General features: G+C 72.5%; 18 protein-coding genes. 4 read left to right on the plus strand and 14 right to left on the minus strand.

Going from position 1 to position 18,576, the window contains the following annotated elements; genetic code table 11:
• Nucleotides 1-24: 24 nt before the first annotated feature.
• From AB0368_RS24795 to recO, 6 genes are all read right to left on the minus strand, one after another.
• Entirely contained in the window at nt 25-1,278 is a 1,254-nt protein-coding gene (locus AB0368_RS24795) for an MFS transporter (RefSeq protein WP_366156336.1), read from the minus strand.
• Nucleotides 1,275-1,850 carry a helix-turn-helix domain-containing protein gene (locus AB0368_RS24800; RefSeq protein WP_366156337.1) on the minus strand — a complete coding sequence of 192 codons (576 nt, stop codon included), beginning with the start codon at nt 1,848-1,850 and terminating at the stop codon, nt 1,275-1,277. The genes AB0368_RS24795 and AB0368_RS24800 overlap by 4 nt, the downstream gene beginning before the upstream one ends.
• Nucleotides 1,851-1,914: 64 nt before the next feature.
• On the minus strand, nt 1,915-2,592 hold the full coding sequence (locus tag AB0368_RS24805; RefSeq protein WP_366156338.1) for a hypothetical protein: 678 nt from the start codon (nt 2,590-2,592) through the stop codon (nt 1,915-1,917).
• Nucleotides 2,593-2,625: 33 nt separating this feature from the next.
• Nucleotides 2,626-3,189 (minus strand): histidine phosphatase family protein, encoded by a 564-nt coding sequence (locus AB0368_RS24810; RefSeq protein ID WP_366156339.1) that lies wholly within the window; start codon nt 3,187-3,189, stop codon nt 2,626-2,628.
• A complete protein-coding gene (locus AB0368_RS24815) occupies nt 3,186-3,965 on the minus strand; it encodes an isoprenyl transferase (protein ID WP_366156340.1) in 780 nt (259 codons plus the stop codon). The genes AB0368_RS24810 and AB0368_RS24815 overlap by 4 nt, the downstream gene beginning before the upstream one ends.
• Nucleotides 3,962-4,816 (minus strand): DNA repair protein RecO, encoded by an 855-nt coding sequence (gene recO, locus AB0368_RS24820; RefSeq protein ID WP_366156341.1) that lies wholly within the window; start codon nt 4,814-4,816, stop codon nt 3,962-3,964. The genes AB0368_RS24815 and recO overlap by 4 nt, the downstream gene beginning before the upstream one ends.
• A gap of 119 nt (nt 4,817-4,935) precedes the next feature.
• Between recO and AB0368_RS24825 the strand changes: the two genes are divergently transcribed.
• Nucleotides 4,936-5,730 (plus strand): DUF4097 family beta strand repeat-containing protein, encoded by a 795-nt coding sequence (locus AB0368_RS24825; RefSeq protein ID WP_366156342.1) that lies wholly within the window; start codon nt 4,936-4,938, stop codon nt 5,728-5,730.
• Here the strand turns inward: AB0368_RS24825 and AB0368_RS24830 are convergent.
• The 7 genes from AB0368_RS24830 to AB0368_RS24860 all read right to left on the minus strand — a co-directional run bounded on the left by AB0368_RS24830 (nt 5,720) and on the right by AB0368_RS24860 (nt 13,443).
• Nucleotides 5,720-6,781 (minus strand): acyltransferase, encoded by a 1,062-nt coding sequence (locus AB0368_RS24830; protein ID WP_366156343.1) that lies wholly within the window; start codon nt 6,779-6,781, stop codon nt 5,720-5,722. The two genes, AB0368_RS24825 and AB0368_RS24830, sit on opposite strands and share 11 nt — an antisense overlap.
• Before the next feature lie 93 nt (nt 6,782-6,874).
• Complete coding sequence (gene era, locus AB0368_RS24835) at nt 6,875-7,846, minus strand: GTPase Era (protein ID WP_366156344.1); 972 nt, start codon at nt 7,844-7,846, stop codon at nt 6,875-6,877.
• Between the two features lie 494 nt (nt 7,847-8,340).
• Entirely contained in the window at nt 8,341-8,712 is a 372-nt protein-coding gene (locus AB0368_RS24840) for a cytidine deaminase (RefSeq protein WP_366156345.1), read from the minus strand.
• Complete coding sequence (locus AB0368_RS24845; RefSeq protein ID WP_366156346.1) at nt 8,705-10,171, minus strand: hemolysin family protein; 1,467 nt, start codon at nt 10,169-10,171, stop codon at nt 8,705-8,707. The genes AB0368_RS24840 and AB0368_RS24845 overlap by 8 nt, the downstream gene beginning before the upstream one ends.
• A 4-nt stretch (nt 10,172-10,175) precedes the next feature.
• Nucleotides 10,176-10,646: an rRNA maturation RNase YbeY gene (ybeY, locus tag AB0368_RS24850; RefSeq protein WP_366156347.1), complete on the minus strand. Its 471-nt coding sequence runs from the start codon at nt 10,644-10,646 to the stop codon at nt 10,176-10,178.
• Between the two features lie 192 nt (nt 10,647-10,838).
• Nucleotides 10,839-11,897, minus strand: coding sequence for a PhoH family protein (locus AB0368_RS24855; RefSeq protein WP_366156348.1), 1,059 nt, complete (start codon nt 11,895-11,897; stop codon nt 10,839-10,841).
• 169 nt (nt 11,898-12,066) lie between these two features.
• A complete protein-coding gene (locus AB0368_RS24860) occupies nt 12,067-13,443 on the minus strand; it encodes a serine hydrolase domain-containing protein (protein ID WP_366156416.1) in 1,377 nt (458 codons plus the stop codon).
• 32 nt (nt 13,444-13,475) lie between these two features.
• Here AB0368_RS24860 and AB0368_RS24865 point away from each other — a divergent pair, with 32 nt between their 5' ends.
• Entirely contained in the window at nt 13,476-14,237 is a 762-nt protein-coding gene (locus AB0368_RS24865) for an SDR family oxidoreductase (protein ID WP_366156349.1), read from the plus strand.
• Between the two features lie 78 nt (nt 14,238-14,315).
• Nucleotides 14,316-16,685, plus strand: a complete 2,370-nt coding sequence (locus tag AB0368_RS24870) for a glycoside hydrolase family 3 C-terminal domain-containing protein (RefSeq protein ID WP_366156350.1) — start codon at nt 14,316-14,318, stop codon at nt 16,683-16,685.
• A 17-nt stretch (nt 16,686-16,702) separates the two neighbouring features.
• Here AB0368_RS24870 and AB0368_RS24875 read toward each other — a convergent pair whose 3' ends face one another.
• Nucleotides 16,703-17,164 (minus strand): hypothetical protein, encoded by a 462-nt coding sequence (locus AB0368_RS24875; protein ID WP_366156351.1) that lies wholly within the window; start codon nt 17,162-17,164, stop codon nt 16,703-16,705.
• A gap of 178 nt (nt 17,165-17,342) precedes the next feature.
• On the opposite strand from AB0368_RS24875, the gene AB0368_RS24880 reads away from it, so the two are divergent.
• On the plus strand, nt 17,343-18,572 hold the full coding sequence (locus AB0368_RS24880) for an FxsB family cyclophane-forming radical SAM/SPASM peptide maturase (protein WP_366156352.1): 1,230 nt from the start codon (nt 17,343-17,345) through the stop codon (nt 18,570-18,572).
• Nucleotides 18,573-18,576 lie beyond the last annotated feature (4 nt).

Raw genomic sequence — 18,576 nt, forward strand, 5'->3', positions numbered from 1 at the left:
ACTCAAGTCCGCAGCGTGGCGTCTTCAGGCGTCGGGCAGTTCGCGCATGCGTGGTACCGGGGAGAACAGGACGAAGAAGACACCGCCCAGTGCACCGACCGCGCCGATCCACAGTGCCCCGTGCACCCCGATCAGCTCGCCGAGCACCCCGCCGAGCAGCGCCCCGATGGGCCGCACCCCGTAGTTGACCGTGCGCTGCGCGCCCTTCACCAGGGAGAGCCGGGACACCGGGGTGGCCGCCGTCTGCAGCGAGCCGACCGCGATGTCCAGGATCATCACGCCGAGCGAGGAGAGGAACTCCGCGGCGAGCAGCATGCCGATCACCATCGGCTGGGGGCCGTCGGCGAGCGGGATCAACAACAGCGGGAGCGGGAACGCCACGTACCCGAGGACCACGACCGGGCCGATACCGAACCGGCGGGTGAGCGGGCCGGTGACCGCGACGCCGGCCAGTCCGCCGATCGACGCGATGCCGATCAGTGCGCCGAGCAGCCCGGGCGAGATGCCCAGCACCGTGGTCACATAGAGGATCAGCAACGCGTGGTAGATGTAGTTGAACAGGTTGATCACGGTGACGCCGAGCAGCAGCTGCCGCAGCACTGCGGACCGGGCGATGAACGCCAGCCCGGAGCCGATCCGCAGGCCGTCGCCTTCCGATGCGGAGCCGACGTTCTCCGGCGGGGCGATTCTGGTCAGCAGCAGAGCCGATCCGAGGTACGACAGCACGTCCGCCACCAGCGCGAACGGCGCGGTGAACACCTGCACGAGGACCCCGCCCACGCTCGGACCGGCCACGAACGACATGGCCCGGGCGCCGTTGGTCAGCGAGTTCGCGGCGATGTAGTCCGGCCGCCGGACCACGGACGCGAACAGGCTGCCGTCGGCGACCTCGTAGAAGACGGTGAGCGTACCGATGGCGAAGGACAGCACGCACAGGTGCCACAGTTCCAGTACCCCGGCGAATGCCAGCACCGGCACCACCGCGAGCAGGGCGGCCCGGCCGAGGTCGGCACCGATCATGACCTTCCGCTTGTACGACCGCCGGTCCACCCACGCCCCGGCGAGCAGCGAGAGGAAGAGGTTCGGCAGCAGTACGGCGGCGGTCAGGTACCCCATCTCGGCCGCTCCGGCACCGATCGTCAGCACGGCGAGCAGGGGGATCGCGATCAGCGAGATCTGGTCGCCGACCATCGAGACGACGTGCGCGGACCAGTAGTAGCGGAACACCCGGTCGCGGAGCAGCGCCGATGCGGGCATCGGCAGGACTTCGGCGGTCATGGCGCACCGTGCTCGGGCGTCGGTATCGCCATCTGCACGACGGTGACCGGCCGGGACCCCTCGGCCCGCGTGGTCTCGTCCCGGTACGGCGCCAGCAGCGCCTCGACCTGCTCGGTCAGTGTGACCAGCTGCTCGGCGGTCACGTAGATCATGACGTCGCCGAAACCGGCCGCCGTGCGCCACCCGACGGACTCCTCGCCGCGGACCGCGAGATAGGCCTCGGCCCGCCGCATGTACTGCCGGAGGATCGCGGCGTTCAGCTGGTCTGCCGCGGCCCGCATATCCGGGTCGTCCGAGTCGTCTGTCCATGAGGTGCTGGTTGCGGTCGCCTGCCAGGGTCGCTCCCGCCCGTCGGCCGCGGGTGCCCGCTCGACCAGCCCGTACTTCGCGAGCTGCCGTAGGTGGAACGAGCAGTTCGGCACGTTCTCGTCCAGGGCGGCGGCGCACTGGGTGGCGGTCATCGGACCGTTGCGCCGCAGCATCCCGATCAGGCTGAGCCGCAGCGGGTGCGCGTAGGCGCGCAGGGCCCGCGGGTCGTCCAACCGGACCGTCTTGCGTTCTTCGGAAGCCACATCCTAGAGAATGCTTTATAAAGACACCTTTAGCAACATGCCTTTAGCATCGATCTGGCGCTTCTCAATAGCTGCTGAGCCCGGAGAACTGCTGGACGCCGCAGGCCAGCACCAGCCGCGGATCCAGGCTGCCGCCCGCACCCGACACATCGACCCGGAACTCCCGCGCCCACAGCCGCGAGACCTGCCGGATGTGGGCCACCCGCCGGCCCTCGACCCGGAAGGTGAACCGGCGCAGCCCCCAGCCGAAGCCGATCTGCAGCCACTGGCTCACGAACGAGAACAGCGACTCCGCCAGGTGCCCGGCGACCCGGCCGGTGGGGTCGAGAATCACCGTACGGGCGGGCCGGACGAAGCCGCCCGTGGTCAGGAGCCGCCCGATGATCGTGCCGAGCCGGTTGTCGAGCACGTCGCAGGTGCGCGGCTCGAACCACGAGTGCTGCATACCGGTGATCGGCAGCAGGGTGAGCAACGGCCCGGGCGGATCGATGCCGCACGCCTTCGGGCCGGGCGGCGCCGGCGACCAGGCCCGGCCGGGATCCTTCATCACGACCATGACCGACCGGTCGTCGACGCGGATGTGCAGCTGCCGGGCCTTCTCCGGCTCGATCAGCTCATCGCTGAGCAGCTCCACCCCGGAGCCCAGCATCGCGGCGAAGCCGTCCCGCCGACGGGTGCGGAACGCGTATCGCCCGGTCAGGATCTGCTCCGGCCAGCCGCGCCTGAGGGCATCGATCACCATGACGCGAACGGTAGATCGTCACGGCAAGCTGGGTCACGCCGGGCGCAGGGCCGGCGGGAAGCCCGTCCAGTGCAGCTCAGGCGGCAGGTGGGACATGTCGTTGAAGACCACCAGGGCCGGCGGCCGGTCGGAGCTGTAGCGGATCACCGTCAGCGCGCAGTTGGCCGCGTTGAGGCCGAGCCAGCGTCCGGGTGCGGCACCGAGCGCGTCCCGGACGAACCAGGCGATCAGGAAGGCGTGCGTGACGATCAGCTCGTGCGTCTCGGCGTCCGCCGGGCGGGCGAACCGGGCCAGCGCCTCGGCCGCCAGGCGCGGACCCGACGCGAGCTCCTCCGCGGTCCAACCTTCCAGGCTGGGCGGCAGCGGGTCGGGCGCGTACGGGACGTAGTCCCCCACCGCCTCGGACGGTACGCCGGGGACCGCCAGGAAAGCGGCGGTCTCGACGGCACGCTGGAGCGGGCTGTGGGTGACGGTCGCCAGGGGCACGTCCGTGAGGCGCCCGGCCAGCAGCCCGGCCTGTTTCCGGCCCGCGTCGGTCAGCCCGCCACCCTCGACGGCGTCGCCGTGCCGCGCGAGGTAGAGGTACCGGACCGTCACTGCGGGGCGACGGGATTGGGGATCGCCCCTCCGAAACGGCGGTCGCGCTGGGCGTAGAGCTCGCATGCGTACCAGAGGTGGCGGCGGTCGAAATCCGGCCAGAGGGTGTCGAGGAAGACCAGCTCCGCATAGGCCGACTGCCACAGCAGATAGTTGGACGTGCGCTGCTCGCCGGACGGGCGCAGGAACATGTCCACCGCCGGCACCTCGGGGTGGTAGAGGTACTTCTGGACGGTCTTCTCGTTGACGCGATCGGGCCGCAGCTTGCCGGCCGCCACGTCGCGGGCGATGGCCGCGGCGGCGTCGGCGATCTCGGCCTGGCCGCCGTAGTTGACGCAGAACTGCAGGGTCAGCTTCTTGTTGCCGCGCGACATCTCCTCGGCCGTCTGGAGCTCCGAGATGACGCTCTTCCACAGTCGCCCGGCGCGGCCCGACCAGACCACGCGCACCCCGAGGTCGACCAGCTGGTCGCGGCGGCGGCGGATCACGTCGCGGTTGAAGCCCATCAGGAAGCGGACCTCCTCCGGCGACCGCTTCCAGTTCTCGGTGGAGAACGCATATGCCGAGAGGTACGGGATGCCGAGCTCGATCGCGCCCTCGATGGTGTCGAAGAGCGAGAACTCGCCCTGCTCGTGCCCCTTGGTGCGGGACAGGCCGCGCTCTTTGGCCCACCGGCCGTTGCCGTCCATCACGAGCGCCACGTGCTTCGGGATCGCGTCCTTCGGCAACGCCGGCGGCCTGGCGCCGGAGATGTGCGGTGTGGGCGGACGTGTCACTGAGAGGTCTCCCGTCGATCGCTGGTGGCGGGGATGGGCGAGGCCGGCGGCCCGTCCGCTCCGGGGGTGCGCGGGGCCGGCGGCGACTCGCGCCGGTCGACCAGCGGCAGGGCGCGCAGGTTGCGCTCCATGTGCCATTGCAGGTGGGCCGCCACCAGGCCGCTGCACTCGCGGCGCACCGGCTGCTCTGCGCCGTCGGCGACCTGCCAGTCGCCGTGGGTCAGGGCGAGCATCAGGCCGACCGTCGCGGGGGCGGGGTGCGCCGCGCCGGGCGGACGGCAGTCGGGGCAGACCGAGCCGCCGGCCGGCACCGAGAACGCGCCGTGCCGGCCGGGCGTGCCGCAGACCGCGCACTCGGCCAGTGCCGGGGCCCAGCCCGCGTGGGACATGCCGCGCAGCAGGTAGGCGTCGAGCACCAGGCTGGTGGCGTGCTCGCCCGCCGCGAGGGCCTTGAGCGCGCCCAGGGTGAGCTGGAACAGCCGCAGCGACGGCTCCCGCTCGACCGGGCTGAGGCGCTCGGCGGTCTCGGCGATCGCGCTGGCCGCGGTGTAGCGGGGGTAGTCCTCGAGGAACCGCTTGCCGTACAGCGCGAGGCCCTCGACCTGGCTGATCGAGTGCAGGCTGCTGCCCACGCCCTCCGGGGAGCCGGCGAGCTGGAGGTCGACGTGGCCGAACGGCTCGAGCCGCGCGCCGAAGCGCGAGGTGGTGCGGCGCACGCCCCGGGCGACGGCGCGCAGCCGGCCGTGGCGACGGGTCAGCAGCGTGATGATCCGGTCGCTCTCGCCGAGTTTCTGCACGCGCAGCACCACCGCGTCGTCGCGGTAGAGCTGGCGGCGGTATCCGGCGGGCACCCCGACATTCTGCCCCGTGGGTACGACAGACCCTGACCCGGATCTCAGGGTCTTCTCCGGGGCGCCTGGGTGGAGGGACCGATGGCGCCGGACGTACCCGGGCTCATAGCGTTTGCTCCATGACCGCGAGACTGAGCCGGCGCGCCGCCGCACTGACCCTGGTAGCCGCCGCCGCGGCGGCCGCCCTCACCGGCTGCGACCAGGGCATCGGCGCCGCGAAGCTGACGTATGACGACACCGAGAAGGTGAAGATCACCGAGATCGTGGTGTCCGGCTCCAGCGGCGATGTCTCGGTGCGGACCGCTCCCATCGCCGAGACGCACATCAAGCGGATCGTGCGCAGCAGCGGCGCGGACCCGGGGGCGTCCTACCGGCTCACCGGCACCAGCCTCGCCGTCGACACCAGCTGCGGCGCCGACTGCCGGGTCTCGTACGACATCGAGGCGCCCACCGGCGTCGCCGTCCGCGGCGAGCTGAACTCCGGCGGCCTGACCCTCGTCCAGGTGGGCTCCGCCGACGTGACCGTGACGTCCGGCGAGATCGTCCTGGACCGGATCGCCGGTGAGGTCAAGGCCGGCGCCCGCTCCGGCAACATCGTCGCGACCGGGCTCGCCGGCAAGGCGAACCTGACCACCAGGTCCGGCAACATCGAGGGCATGGAGCTGACCGGCGGAGGCGCGATCACGGCGGAGGCGACCTCCGGCAACATCGACCTGCAGCTGGTGCAGCCCGCGTCCGTGACGGCCCGGGTGTCGAGCGGCAACGTCGACCTGATGGTGCCGCCTGGGTCGTACCGCATCGCGCGGCAGGTCGGCTCCGGCGACTTCGAGTCCGACATCGCGTCGGATCCCAAGGCGACCAAGGTCCTGGACGTCCACACCGGCAGCGGCAACGCCTCCATCGTCACCTCCTAGCGCCGCCCGCCTCGGCGGCCACCGGCACGGCCACGGGCGGCAGCGCCGGCGAAACGGGCGCGCTGCGGGGACGGCGGCCTGGCAGCAGCCGCGGCGGACGGTCGGCGGCGACGTCCTCGACCCACCCCGCCAGCAGCACGGCCACCGTGACCAGCGGGACGATCACCACCAGGCGCCAGCTGATGCCGTCCCAACCGCGGGTCGGCAGCCCGTGCGCCTCCCCCAGCTTGGTGACCGCGACGATGATCGGCACGTGCCACAGGTAGATCGTCAGCGCCCGGGCGTTGAGGATCGTCAGCAGCCGGCCCGACCGCGCCGCCGTGGCTACCGGCGCGAAGCCCAGGGCGACGAGGACGAACGCCGCCGACCACAGCGCGTTGCCGAGGGGAATGTCGTTCAGGTCGTACCCCCGGGGTCCGGGATGGGTGACGATCCAGGCCGCGCCGCCCACGGCGAGCGACCCGGCAGCGGCGACGAGGGCCCGGCGGTTCACGCGGCGCAGCATGCCGTCGTGGTGGGCGAAGCCGAGCAGCCACGCGCCGCCGTAGAGGGCCATGTCCCGCACGATCGGGTGCACGGCCAGGTCCCCGAGGGTGATCGCGGTCAGGGCCGCGTACGGAATGGCCACGCTCGTCTTCGGAAAGCGCCGGAAGGCCGGCAGGGCGAGCGGGGAGAGCAGCACGAACCAGAGGAAGTCACGCAGGTACCAGGTGGCGGCGAGGGCCATCGAACCCCAGCCGTTCGCGGGCGGATCCTGCAGCGGGAAGCCCCAGTAGAGCACCCTCCAATCCCAGGCGAGCCCGCTGAGCAGCATGGCGGGCACGGCGATGACCGTCATCGCCCAGAGCGAGGGAAGCAGGCGGCGCAGCCGGCGCTCGACCGCGAGCGGCCCGGACCGGTCGATCGACGCGGCCATCAGCGAACCGGCGAGGGCGAACATCACGGACATGGCCGGCAGGGCCACGGTCAGCGCGGCCCACCCGGTCGAGTGGTAGAGCACCACCCGGACGATCGCGACGGCGCGCAGCAGGTCCAGGTACCGGTTTCGCATGGCGTCAACGCCTATCGAAACCGGACCCGGACAAGCAACATGAAACCGGGCTCAGGTGACTATGCCCACAAATATCGGTAAATCGAGCTATTTTCAGAACCCGAGACGGCGCAGCTGCTTCGGATCGCGCTGCCACTCCTTCGCGATGCGAACGTGCAGGTCAAGGTAGACCTTGCGACCCAGCAACGTCTCGATCTCGGCGCGGGCCCGGGTCCCGACGTCCTTCAGCCGGGCGCCCTTCGTACCGATCACGATCGACTTCTGACTGTCGCGCTCGACGTACAGGTTGGCATAGATCTTGGTGAGCCGCCCCTCGACGAGCATCTCCTCGACCAGCACCGCGATCGAGTGCGGGAGCTCGTCGCGCACCCCCTCGAGGGCGGCCTCCCGGATCAGCTCGCCGATCAGCACCTGCTCGGGCTCCTCGGTCAGCACATCATCCGGATACAGCGGCGGCGACTCGGGCAGGTGGCCGACGATCACATCGACGAGCGTCTCCACCTGATGCCCGGAGACGGCGCTCACCGGCACGATCTCGGCGAAGTCGTACAGCTTGCTGACCGCCAGCAACCGCTCCGCGAGCACCGCCGGTGGCACCAGGTCGACCTTGGTCACCACGGCGATGACGGTGGCCTTGAGCTCGGCGATCTCGGCCGAGATGAACCGGTCCCCGGCCCCGACGGGCTCATCCGCCGGAAAACACACCCCGATCACGTCGACCTCGCTCCACGTCTCGCGCACGAGATCGTTGAGCCGCTCCCCCAGCAGCGTCCGCGGCCGGTGCAGCCCGGGCGTGTCGACGAGGACGAGCTGGGCGTCCTCCCGGTGCAGCACGCCCCGGATGACGTGCCGCGTGGTCTGCGGCTTGCTCGACGTGATGGCGATCTTCTGGCCGATGATCGCGTTGGTCAGCGTGGACTTGCCCGCATTCGGCCTACCCACAAAACACGCAAACCCGGCGCGGTAGACATCGTCCCGAGCTTGATCCCGCCGCGCGGCCTTGTGCCGATTTTTTCCGGTACGCGCTTTGGTGGCGCCCGCGTTTGCCTGGGGCCCCGGGCTCACGGGTACTGCGGGGGTGCTGCCGTCGGGCGGAGTTGCGGGGGTTCGGGGTGCGTCGCTACCGCGTCGCTTCGCGCCGCCCGCTCCGCTCCCGGCACCGCTTGCACCATCCGGGTTTCCGCCGCGGCCGACACCGCTTGCACCACCCGGGTTCGTGCCCCGGCCGACACCGCTTGCGCCGCTGCCGGCGCCGGGCCGGCGTCCGCCCGCGCCACTGCCACCGCCGGCCGCACTCCGCCCGGTGCCGGCACCTGCACTCCCGGGGGCTCCCGCGCCGCCCCGACCGGCTCCCGCACTTCGGCCGACACCCGCGCCACCCCGGCCGGTGGCTGCCGCGCCGCCCCGGCCCGCGCCCGCACCACCCCGGCCCGCGCCGGCGCCACCCCGGCCGGCCGCTTCGCCCTGCTGGCGTCGTGCCTCGCGGCGTTCCCGGCGGCGCTGTTCGTTCCGTTCTCCCGGGGTCAGCCTGCGCTCCTCGCCCCCGCCGGCCGGATCCGTCACTCCGTCACCGTGCCCAGCAGCGTGCCGTCCGGCGCCGCCACGTGGATGGGCGCGTCCGCCGCCAGGTCGCGTACCGCGGCGTGGCCGGCCCCGTCGAGCGTGTCCGAGTCCGTGGCCACCGCGGCGGCCTCGAGCTTGGTCGCGCCCGCCGCTACCGCCGACGCCACCGCGAGTTGCAGGGCCGTCACCTTGAGGCTGGGCAGCGACACCGTCGCCGCCGCGTACGTGCGGCCGTCCTGGTCGCGTACCGATGCTCCCTCGGTCGCACCCACCCGGGCGCGGGCGCCGCGGGCCAGGGTGACCAGCTTCGCGTCCTCCGCGCTGAGCTCGGTGTCGGCGGGGCCGGTGGAAATGGTCTGGTCAGGCATCGGCGTGCTGTCTTTCCTCGGTCTCGGGGGCGTTCTCGTCGTCGCCGGAATCGTCCGACGGGGGTTCGACCCGGCGCACCAGCACCGAGTCGATGCGGTTGCGGCGGCCGGTGGTGCCCTCGGCGATGAGGTGCAGGCCGCCGACGTCCACGGTGGCACCGGGGATCGGCACCCGGCCGAGCGTCTGGGCCAGCAGGCCGCCGACCGTCTCGACCTCGTCGGCGGGCAGTTCCACGCCGAAGATGTCGCCGAGGTCCTCGATCGGCAGCCGGGCGGTGACCCGGACCGCGCCGTCCTCGAGGTGGTCCACCGGCGGGCGTTCGACGTCGTACTCGTCGGTGATCTCGCCGACGATCTCTTCGAGGATGTCCTCGATGGTGACCAGGCCGGCGGTGCCGCCGTACTCGTCGACGACGATGACCAGGTGGGTGCGGGCCGCCTGCATCTCGGACAGCAGGTCGTCGACGGGCTTCGACTCCGGCACGAACGTCGCCGTACGCATCAGGTCGGCGACCGGCATCGCGGAGGCGGCCGGGTCGCCGTTCTGGGTGCGGCGGACAACGTCCTTGAGGTAGAGCACGCCGAGCACGTCGTCGACGCTGTCCCCGATGACCGGGATCCGCGAGAAGCCGGAACGCAGGAAGAGGAACAGCGCCTGCTGGAGGGTCTTCGGCGCCTCGATCCACACCATCTCGGTACGCGGCACCATCACCTCGCGCGCGATGGTGTCACCCAGCGCGAACACCGAGTGGATCATCTCCCGTTCGCCGTGCTCGACGACGCCGCGCTGCTCGGCCAGGTCGACCAGCTCCCGCAGTTCCACCTGGCTGCCGAACGGCCCCTCGGGGAACCCCTTGCCCGGCGTGACGGCGTTGCCGATGAGGATCAGCAGCGACGCCAGGGGGTTCAGCACCCGCCCGATCCATCGCACCAGCGGGGCGGTCGCCTTGCCCACCGCGTACGCGTGCTGCCGTCCGACCGTACGCGGGCCCACGCCGACCGCGACGAAGCTGACCAGGGTCATCGCCCCGGCGGTGACGAGCGCGGCCCGCCAGCCGACCCCCCAGCTGTCCACCGCGACGAGCGCGACCAGCGTGGTCGCGGTCAGCTCGCAGAGCAGCCGCAGAAGCAGCAGCAGGTTGAGGTGCCGCACCACGTCGCCGGCGACGGCGGCCAGGGCGGCGGCACCGCGCTGACCCTCCCGCTCCATCTCGGCGGCGCGGGCCGGGGAGACGGTCGCGAGGGCGGCGTCGGTCATGGAGGCCAGGCCGGCCAGGAAGACCAGCACGACCGCGTAGATGATCAGCTGGACGTCGGGGAGCCCGGCGGCGGCATCCGCGGCGAGCACGATCGAATCGACCGGCCCGGAAGGATGCGCCGCAGCGGCCGGCACCGACGGATCGGGGACGGCGGTCAAGGGCGACGGGTCGGTGAGGGCGGCCGGTGAGGACGGGTCCATCGGATCAGCCGGTCCGCCGTCCGGAACGCCAGCTCTGCAGCAGCCGGGCTTGCAACGCGAACATCTCCCGCTCCTCCTCGGGCTCGGCGTGGTCGTAGCCGAGCAGGTGCAGGACGCCGTGGACCGTCAGCAGGTGCAGCTCGTCGGCGGGAGTGTGCCCCGCCGTCGCGGCCTGCTTGGAGGCGACCTCGGGGGCGAGCACGATGTCGCCGAGCAGGGCCGGCTCGCCCGTGCCGGCCTCGCCCGGCCCGTGGTCGACGCTGCCCTCGTCCATCGGGAAGGCGAGGACGTCGGTCGGCCCTTCGCTGCCCATCCACCGATGGTTCAGCTCGGTCATGTAGTCGATGTCGACGAGCAGGATCGACAGCTCGGCGAGCGGGTTGACCCCCATCTCCTCGAGCGCGTGCCGGGCCACCGCGAGAATCGCGTCGGTGTCGACCTCGACTCCCGACTCGTTGGCGATCTCGATGGACATGTGGTGCGTTACCCCTGGTCTCGATGCGGTGCGGCGCCGCCGGAACCGCCGGCGCCGATGATCACTTGCCGTGCCGGGCCGCCGTCCGGCCGGCACCCGTTCTTCCGTGCCGCACCGGGCCGCCGGCCCCCTCGACACCCATTGTCCCTCGGTGCGCCGGCCCACCGGACCGCCGGGCCGGGCACGGGCAGCTCAGCGCCGCCGTCGGCCGCCGGCGGCGCCCTGCTGCTGCACCGCCCGGACGGCCTGCTGGCTGGTCTGCTGCTCCTGGTCGGCGTCGTAGCGGGCGTACGCGTCGACGATCTCCGCCACGAGCCGGTGCCGGACCACGTCCGAGCTGGACAGCTCGGCGAAGTGCACGTCCTCGACGCCCCGCAGGATCTCCCGGACGACCCGCAGGCCGCTGGAGGTGCCGCCGGGCAGGTCGACCTGGGTGACATCGCCGGTGACCACGATCTTGGCGCCGAACCCGAGCCGGGTCAGGAACATCTTCATCTGCTCGGGCGTCGTGTTCTGCGCCTCGTCGAGGATGATGAAGGCGTCGTTCAAGGTCCGTCCCCGCATGTACGCCAGCGGCGCGACCTCGATCGTGCCCGCCTGCATGAGCCGCGGGATGGTCTCGGGGTCGAGCATGTCGTGCAGGGCGTCGTACAGCGGCCGCAGGTACGGGTCGATCTTCTCGTTGAGCGTGCCCGGCAGGAAGCCCAGGCGCTCGCCGGCCTCGACCGCCGGACGGGTGAGGATGATCCGGTTGATCTGCTTGGCCTGCAGGGCCTGCACGGCCTTGGCCATCGCCAGGTACGTCTTGCCGGTGCCCGCGGGGCCGATGCCGAACACGATCGTGTTCTCGTCGATGGCGTCGACGTACCGCTTCTGGCCGAGGGTCTTGGGGCGGATGGTGCGCCCGCGCCGGGACAGGATGTTGAGCGTCAGCACCTCGGCCGGGCGCTCGGAGGTGTTCTCCTCGAGCATGGCGACGGTGCGGCGCACGGCGTCGACGCTGAGCGTCTCGCCCTTCTCGATGAGCTCGATGAGCTCGGAGAACAGCCGCTCGGCGGTGGCGTTGTCGGCCGGGACGCCGGTGATGGTGATCTCGTTGCCGCGGACGTGCACGTCGCTCGTCAGAGTCCGCTCGACCAGCCGCAGGATCTCGTCCTTGGGGCCGAGCAGGTTCACCATGATCTTCGGGTCGGAGACCGAGATCCTGGTCTGCGCCCGAGCGGCGGCGCTGCTCTGTTCGGTGCCGGTCATAGGGGCGGCCGTACGGCCTACGCCACCTGCTCTCTTTCTCATCCCCGCCGTTGCGGCGGCGCGCGTAAGGATCGTGCCATCGTATCCGCTCGGGAGCGACCCCGCCGAGGCCATTATCGGCCGTTTCGAGGTCGCCGGAAGAGCACGCGAATAACTACGGAGCGCGACGTCAGCCCTCGGACACAGATACTCCGTCGAACGTCTCCTGCTGCCGGGTGAACCGATAGGTGGCCCAATGCATCCGCACGACCACCCCTTGCGCATCGCGGGTCAACCGCAGCACCTCCCCCGCCTCCCGCCCCGACACGGTGCGCAACGTGTCCGGCCGGTCGGGGATCGGGCGGAAGATCGACGGCGGCCGGTCGGCCGGTGCGTCCGCCGCACGTGACTGCAGGGTTCCGTCGTGCCAGCTGAAGACGTGCGGGAAGCCCTCGCTCCACCAGGGCCCCAGCACGCTGCGGTACTGCGGGGGCGCGGGCGGGCCCGGCGACCAGGGCCGGACGTCGGCCGGGTCGGCGTCGACGGCGATCGTCAGCAGCTCGTGGACGAGCTCGTTGATCTCGATCGCCGTGCCGGAGGAGCCCAGGACGGCCGCGCCGAGGGCGCCCGGGTTGCCCTCGCCGCCGCGGCGGCCGTAGACGCCCGCCAGGAAGCCCGGCATCGCGCCGTCGTGGCCGACGTGCAGGACCCGCCGGCCCTGCGGCACCAGGATCAGGCCGAGGCCGAAGCCGCCGTTCCACAGGGTCTCGTCGGTGGTCGTACGCGGCCAGCGCATCTCGTCGAGGGTGGCCGGGGCCAGCACCAGCGCGCCCGGGTCGATGATCGCGGGGTCGGCGAGGAAGGCCGCCCAGCGGGCCATGTCGGCGGCCGTGCTCCAGAGCTGGGCCGCCGGGGAGACGCCGCCCATGTGCAGCTGCGGCTCCGGGCGGGCGGCGTCGGAATACGCGTCGACGAGGTAGCCGACCGCGGCGCCGGCGGTGGGCTCGACCGTGGTGGCGGTGAGCCCGAGCGGGTCGAGGATCCGCTCCTGCAGGACCGAGGCCCAGGTGCCGCCGCGCAGGCGGGCGACCAGCTGGCCCAGCACGGCCAGGCCGAGGTTGGAGTAGTGGTAGCGGCGGCCGGGCGGCAGGACCCGTTCGGCGCGGGTGAGGTCGTCGAGGAGCCGCCGGTCGTCGGGGGCCACCAGCACGTCCCACACGTCGCCGTGCGGCTCGCGCTGGTAGCCGGCGGTGTGCGAGAGCAGGCTGCGGATCGTCGCGGTGCCGTGCGCGGGCACGGCGAGGTGGGCGGAGACCGGGTCGTCGAGGTCGAGCAGCCCGTCGTCGCGGGCCTGCAGGACCAGGACCGCCGTGAAGGTCTTGGTGACCGAGCCGATGCGGAAGCGGCTGTCGGCGCCGAGCGGGTGGTCCGGGTTGCCGGACGACCCGATCGTGCAGGTCCAGAGGTCGCGGTCGGCGCGGTGCAGGGCGACCGAGAGCGCGGGCACCCGCGCGTCGGCCTGGACCTTGCGGACGGCTCGCTCGAGGCGCTGCCGCGCGTTCGTCAGGGGCTCCACATCGGAGATCTTATGGTGGCGGTATGACACGTCGGGCGATTCTGGTGACGGGTTCCTCCCGCGGCATCGGCCGGGCGATCGCCCGGCGGTTCGCGGACGGCGGCGACCGGGTGGCGGTGCATCACCGCGACTCCGCGCCGCTGGCCGAGCAGCTCGCCGCGGCGCTGCCGGGCGAGGGCCATGTGGTGGTGCAGGCGGATCTCGCCGATCCCGCGGCCGTACGCGCCATGGTGGACGATGCCGCGGCCCGGCTGGGTGGCCTGGACGTCCTGGTCAACAACGCCGGCGCGTTCGGCCGCGCGGACCCGCCGCACCCGGTCTTCGGTACGGCGTACGACGACTGGCAGGCGACGTGGCGCCGCACGTTCGACGTGAACCTGTTCGGCGCGGCGAACGCGGCGTGGGCGGCCGCCCAGCACATGCGCGAGCGCGGCGGCCGGATCGTCAACGTGTCCTCACGCGGCGCGTTCCGGGGTGAGCCCGAGCAGCCGGCGTACGGCGCCAGCAAGGCCGCCCTGAACTCGATGGCCCAGTCGCTGGCCGTGGCGCTGGCGCCGTACGGGATCGCGGTGGCCTGCGTGGCACCCGGCTTCGTCGAGACGGACATGACCAACGAGCACCTCAAGTCCGAGCGCGGGGCGGCGATCCGGGCGCAGAGCCCCTTCGGCCGGGTCGCGCGGCCGGAGGAGATCGCGAGCGCGGTGCACTGGCTGGCCTCGGCGGAGGCGGAGTGGGCGTCGGGTTCGATCATCGACCTGAACGGGGCCTCGTACCTGCGCACGTAAGATCCCCGTCCAACCACCCCGCCACCACCCAAAAACGGACTGAAGGCCGGCACCGGCCGATCCGATGGGAGCGCTTCCATGGACCACCTGATCAGCCGGCTCACGCTCGAGGAGAAGGTCTCGCTCCTCGGCGGTCAGGACTTCTGGTCCCTGCCCGCGATCCCCCGGATCGGCCTGCGCTCGCTGGTCATGAGCGACGGGCCGATCGGCGTTCGCGGCACCGGCTGGGCGCCGGAGGACCCGTCCATCGCCCTGCCGAGCCCGACCGCGCTGGCCGCGACGTGGGACCCGGAGCTGGCCCGGACGGCCGGGCGGCTGCTCGGGCAGGAGTCCCGCCGCAAGGGCGTGCACCTCTTGCTGGGCCCGACGGTGAACCTGCAGCGGACTCCCCTGGGCGGCCGGCATTTCGAGTGCTACTCCGAGGACCCGCTGCTCTCCGGCGAGATCGGCGCGGGCTTCGTGACGGGCGTGCAGGAGCACGGCGTCGGCACCACGGTGAAGCACCTGGTGGGCAACGACTTCGAGACCGACCGGATGACCGTCGACGTGCGGATCGGCGAGCGGGCCCTGCGCGAGCTCTACCTGGCACCGTTCGAGCGGGTCGTGGCGGCCGGCGGGTGGGGCGTGATGAGCGCGTACAACAGCGTGAACGGCCTGCCGATGGCCTCGCACGGGCCGCTGCAGTCGGACGTGCTCAAGGACGAGTGGGGCTTCGACGGGATCGTGGTCTCCGACTGGCGGGCCGCACGCGACACCGTCGGCGCCGCGCTCGGTGGCCTCGACATCGCCATGCCGGCCCTGGAGAACCCGTGGGGGCCCGAGCTGGTCGCCGCGGTGCGCTCCGGTGAGGTGCCGGAAGACCTGATCGACGAGAAGGTACGCCGGGTGCTGCGCCTCGCGGGACGCGTCGGGCTGCTGGACGGCGTACCCCCGGCGGTCGCCTCGTTCCCCGCGGACCTGGACGGGGACGCCGTGGCGCACACCGTCGCGGCCCGCTCGTTCGTCCTCGCCCGCAACGAGCACGACGTCCTGCCGCTGGAGCCGGCCGCCCTGACCCGGGTGGCGGTCATCGGCGCGCTGGCCACCGACGCCCGCGTGCTCGGCGGCGGCAGCGCGCAGGTGACCCCGCCGCACGTGATCTCCCCGCTGGAGGGCCTGACCCGGGCCCTGCCCGGGGCCGACGTCGTGCATGCGGTCGGGGCCGATCCGCGGCCGTTCCTGCCCGCGCTCGCCGGACCCACGTCGGTGACGCTGCTGGGGGCGGATCACCGGTTCGACGTCCCGTCGGCCGCGGTCCGGTGGATCGGGGACCTGCCCGGCGGGATCGCACCGGAGGACATGACCGGGCTCGAGCTGCGCACCACGTTCACCCCGCGGCAGGACGGCGACCACATCTTCGCGGTCTCCGGGTTCGGCACGTTCGACCTGGTGATCGGCGGCGAACAGCGGTACTCCGGCACCCTGCACCCGCCCGGCACCGGGCGCGCCGACCTGCTGCTCTCGCCCCGGGAGCAGCGGACGACCGTGGCGCTGGCTGCCGGCGTACCCGTGGAGGTGATGCTGCGGCAGACCATCCGGCCGGGGATGGCGCACACGGTCTCCGCGACGCTCGGCCACCGGGCGCCCGGGGTTTCCGACGACGGCCTGCTGGCCGAGGCGGTGGCGCTGGCGGCCGGGTCGGACGTGGCGATCGTGGTGGTCGGCACCACCGAGCAGGTCGAGTCGGAAGGCTTCGACCGCACGTCGCTGGCCCTGCCCGGCCGGCAGGACGAGCTGGTGGCGCGGGTCGCCGAGGCCAACCCCCGGACCGTGGTGGTGGTCAACGCCGGTTCGCCGGTGCTGCTGCCGTGGGCCGACGAGGTGGCGGCGGTGCTGCTGACCTGGTTCCCGGGCCAGGAGGCCGGGGCGGCGCTGGCGGACGTGCTGCTCGGCGCCGAGGAGCCGGGCGGGCGCCTGCCCACCACCTGGCCGCGCCGCGAGGAGGACTGCCCGGTCCTGCGGGTGGTGCCGTGGGACGGGATCGTCGAGTACGACGAGGGCCTCTTCATCGGCTACCGCGCGTGGGATCGCGCGGGCACCCCACCGCGGTACGCGTTCGGCCACGGCCTCGGCTACACGACCTGGCGCTACGACGACCTGGCCGCGACGACCACCGAGGCGGTGGTGACGCTGACGAACACGGGCAGCCGCCCGGGCCGCGAGGTGGTGCAGGTGTACGCGGGCCCCACCCGCCCCGGCCCGGCGGACCCGGAACGCCCCGCGCGCCGCCTGGCCGGCTTCGCCCCGGTCGAGGCGGGGCCGGGCGAGACGGTGACCGTACGGATCCCGCTGCCCGGGCGCACCTGGCAGGCATGGGACGACGGATGGCGCACGCTGCCAGGGGCGTACGCGGTCACCGCCGCGCACGCCCTCGACGACCCACGCCTGGCCGCCTCGCTGGAGATCTGAGCCGAGGCCGGCGGGGGTCAGCTGGTGCGGGTGACCGTCAGGTCGAGGCCCTTGTCGGGGTCGTTGGTCCACACGACGCTGTAGCCGGGCCATTCGCCCTCGAGCTGCCCGTCGGCGGAGACGGTCGAGGTCATCCGCGAGCTGAGCGCCCCGGGCACCCCGAGGGTGTCCAGGACGCACGCCATGGAGTCGTCGTGCAGGCCCACGGGGAACTTCTTCCCGGCGCCGTTGACGGTCAGCTTGCGGTTCTTGTCGGAGAGCCGCAGGCCCTCCTTGGTGGGGTCGCACTTGTCGACCGCGGTAAGCATCGGGTCGGCCTGTGAAGCGGCGACCGGCGCGGGGTCGTCGTCCTTGCCCGAGCTGACGAGCTTGGGCACGAGGACGACGCCGAGCGCCACGAGGAAGACGGCGAGCAGCACCCAGGGAAGCGGACTTCGCTTGCGGGCGTGCCCGACGGCGGGATGTCGAGGCTGAGTCATGACCACGTCCTAGGCGTCGAGGGGGAGGATCAACGCGAGGACGAAGTTTCCTCCGCGGAACGAACCAGGACAACGATCAAGACTCGAACTCGGCCGAACGTATGAGTCGACAGTGGAAAAAGGGCTAGCGGTACCCCCCACTACGATCGGCTCGGCGACCGAAAGGAGAGGGAACCTCGTGGGCGTCCCGCGCGCGCTGCCACCGGCCGAGATCGTCACGGTCCCTCGGTGGCCGGATCGCACCCTCGACGTGGCCGCCCTGCGGGCGGCGGGACATGGACCGGTGCCGTTCCGGGAAGTCGTGCTGAAGGTCCATCAGAGATGCAACCTCGCGTGCGATTACTGCTACGTCTACACGATGGCCGACCGGAGCTGGCGGAACCGGCCACCGGTCATGGAGCGCACGACCTGGCTGGCGGCAGCAGGGCGGATGGCGGAGCACGCGGCCGCCCACCGGCCGGCCGGCATGCGGCTGGTCCTGCACGGCGGTGAGCCGCTGCTGGCCGGGATCGACCGGCTGACCACGCTCGTCGGCGACTTCCGGGCCGCATTCAGCGGCGAGTGCCGGCTGGACATCCGGCTCCAGACCAACGCGGTCCTGCTCGACCCGGCCCTGCTCGACCTCTTCGTGCGGCAGGGCGTGCGGGTGGGGGTCAGCCTCGACGGCACGGCCGAGACCAACGACCGGCGCAGACGGTACGCCGACGGGCGAGGCAGCCACGCCGCCGTCGATCGGGCGCTGCGCCTGCTCGGCAGCCCGGCGTACCGGGAGGTCTTCGCCGGGTTGCTCTGCACGGTGGACCCGTCGACCGACCCGGTCGCGAGCTACGAGGCGCTGCTGGCGTACGGGCCCCCGGACCTGGACCTGCTCATCCCGCACGCGAACTGGTCGTCGCCCCCGGAGCGCGACCCCGCGGGCAGCCGTACGCCGCACGCCGACTGGCTGATCGCCGTGTTCGACCGCTGGTACGACGCACCCCGCCAGGAGACCCGGATCCGGCTCTTCGAGGACGTGATGGGCCTGGTGCTCGGCGGGGCCGGCCGCTCGGAACAGGTCGGGCTGAGCCCGGTCGCCGCGGTCGTCGTGGAGTCGGACGGCGCGATCGAGCTGGTCGACAGCCTGAAGGCCAGCTATCCGGGCGCCTGCTTCACCGGGCTGACCGTCTTCGACGACGCGCTCGACGCCGCCCTGGACCATCCCGGCGTCGTCGCCCGGCAGATCGGCGTCGAGGCCCTGTCGGCGGCCTGCCGGGCGTGCCCTGTGCACGCCGTCTGCGGGGGCGGTCACTACGCCCACCGCTACCGGCCGGGTGACGGATATCTCAACCCGTCCGTCTACTGTGCCGACATGCTCAAGCTGATCCGCCACATCAGCGGCCGGATCCTCGCCGATCTCCGCCGCCGCTGACGCC

The sequence above is a fragment of the Actinoplanes sp. NPDC051475 genome, from assembly GCF_040689425.1.
Lineage (GTDB): Bacteria > Actinomycetota > Actinomycetes > Mycobacteriales > Micromonosporaceae > Actinoplanes.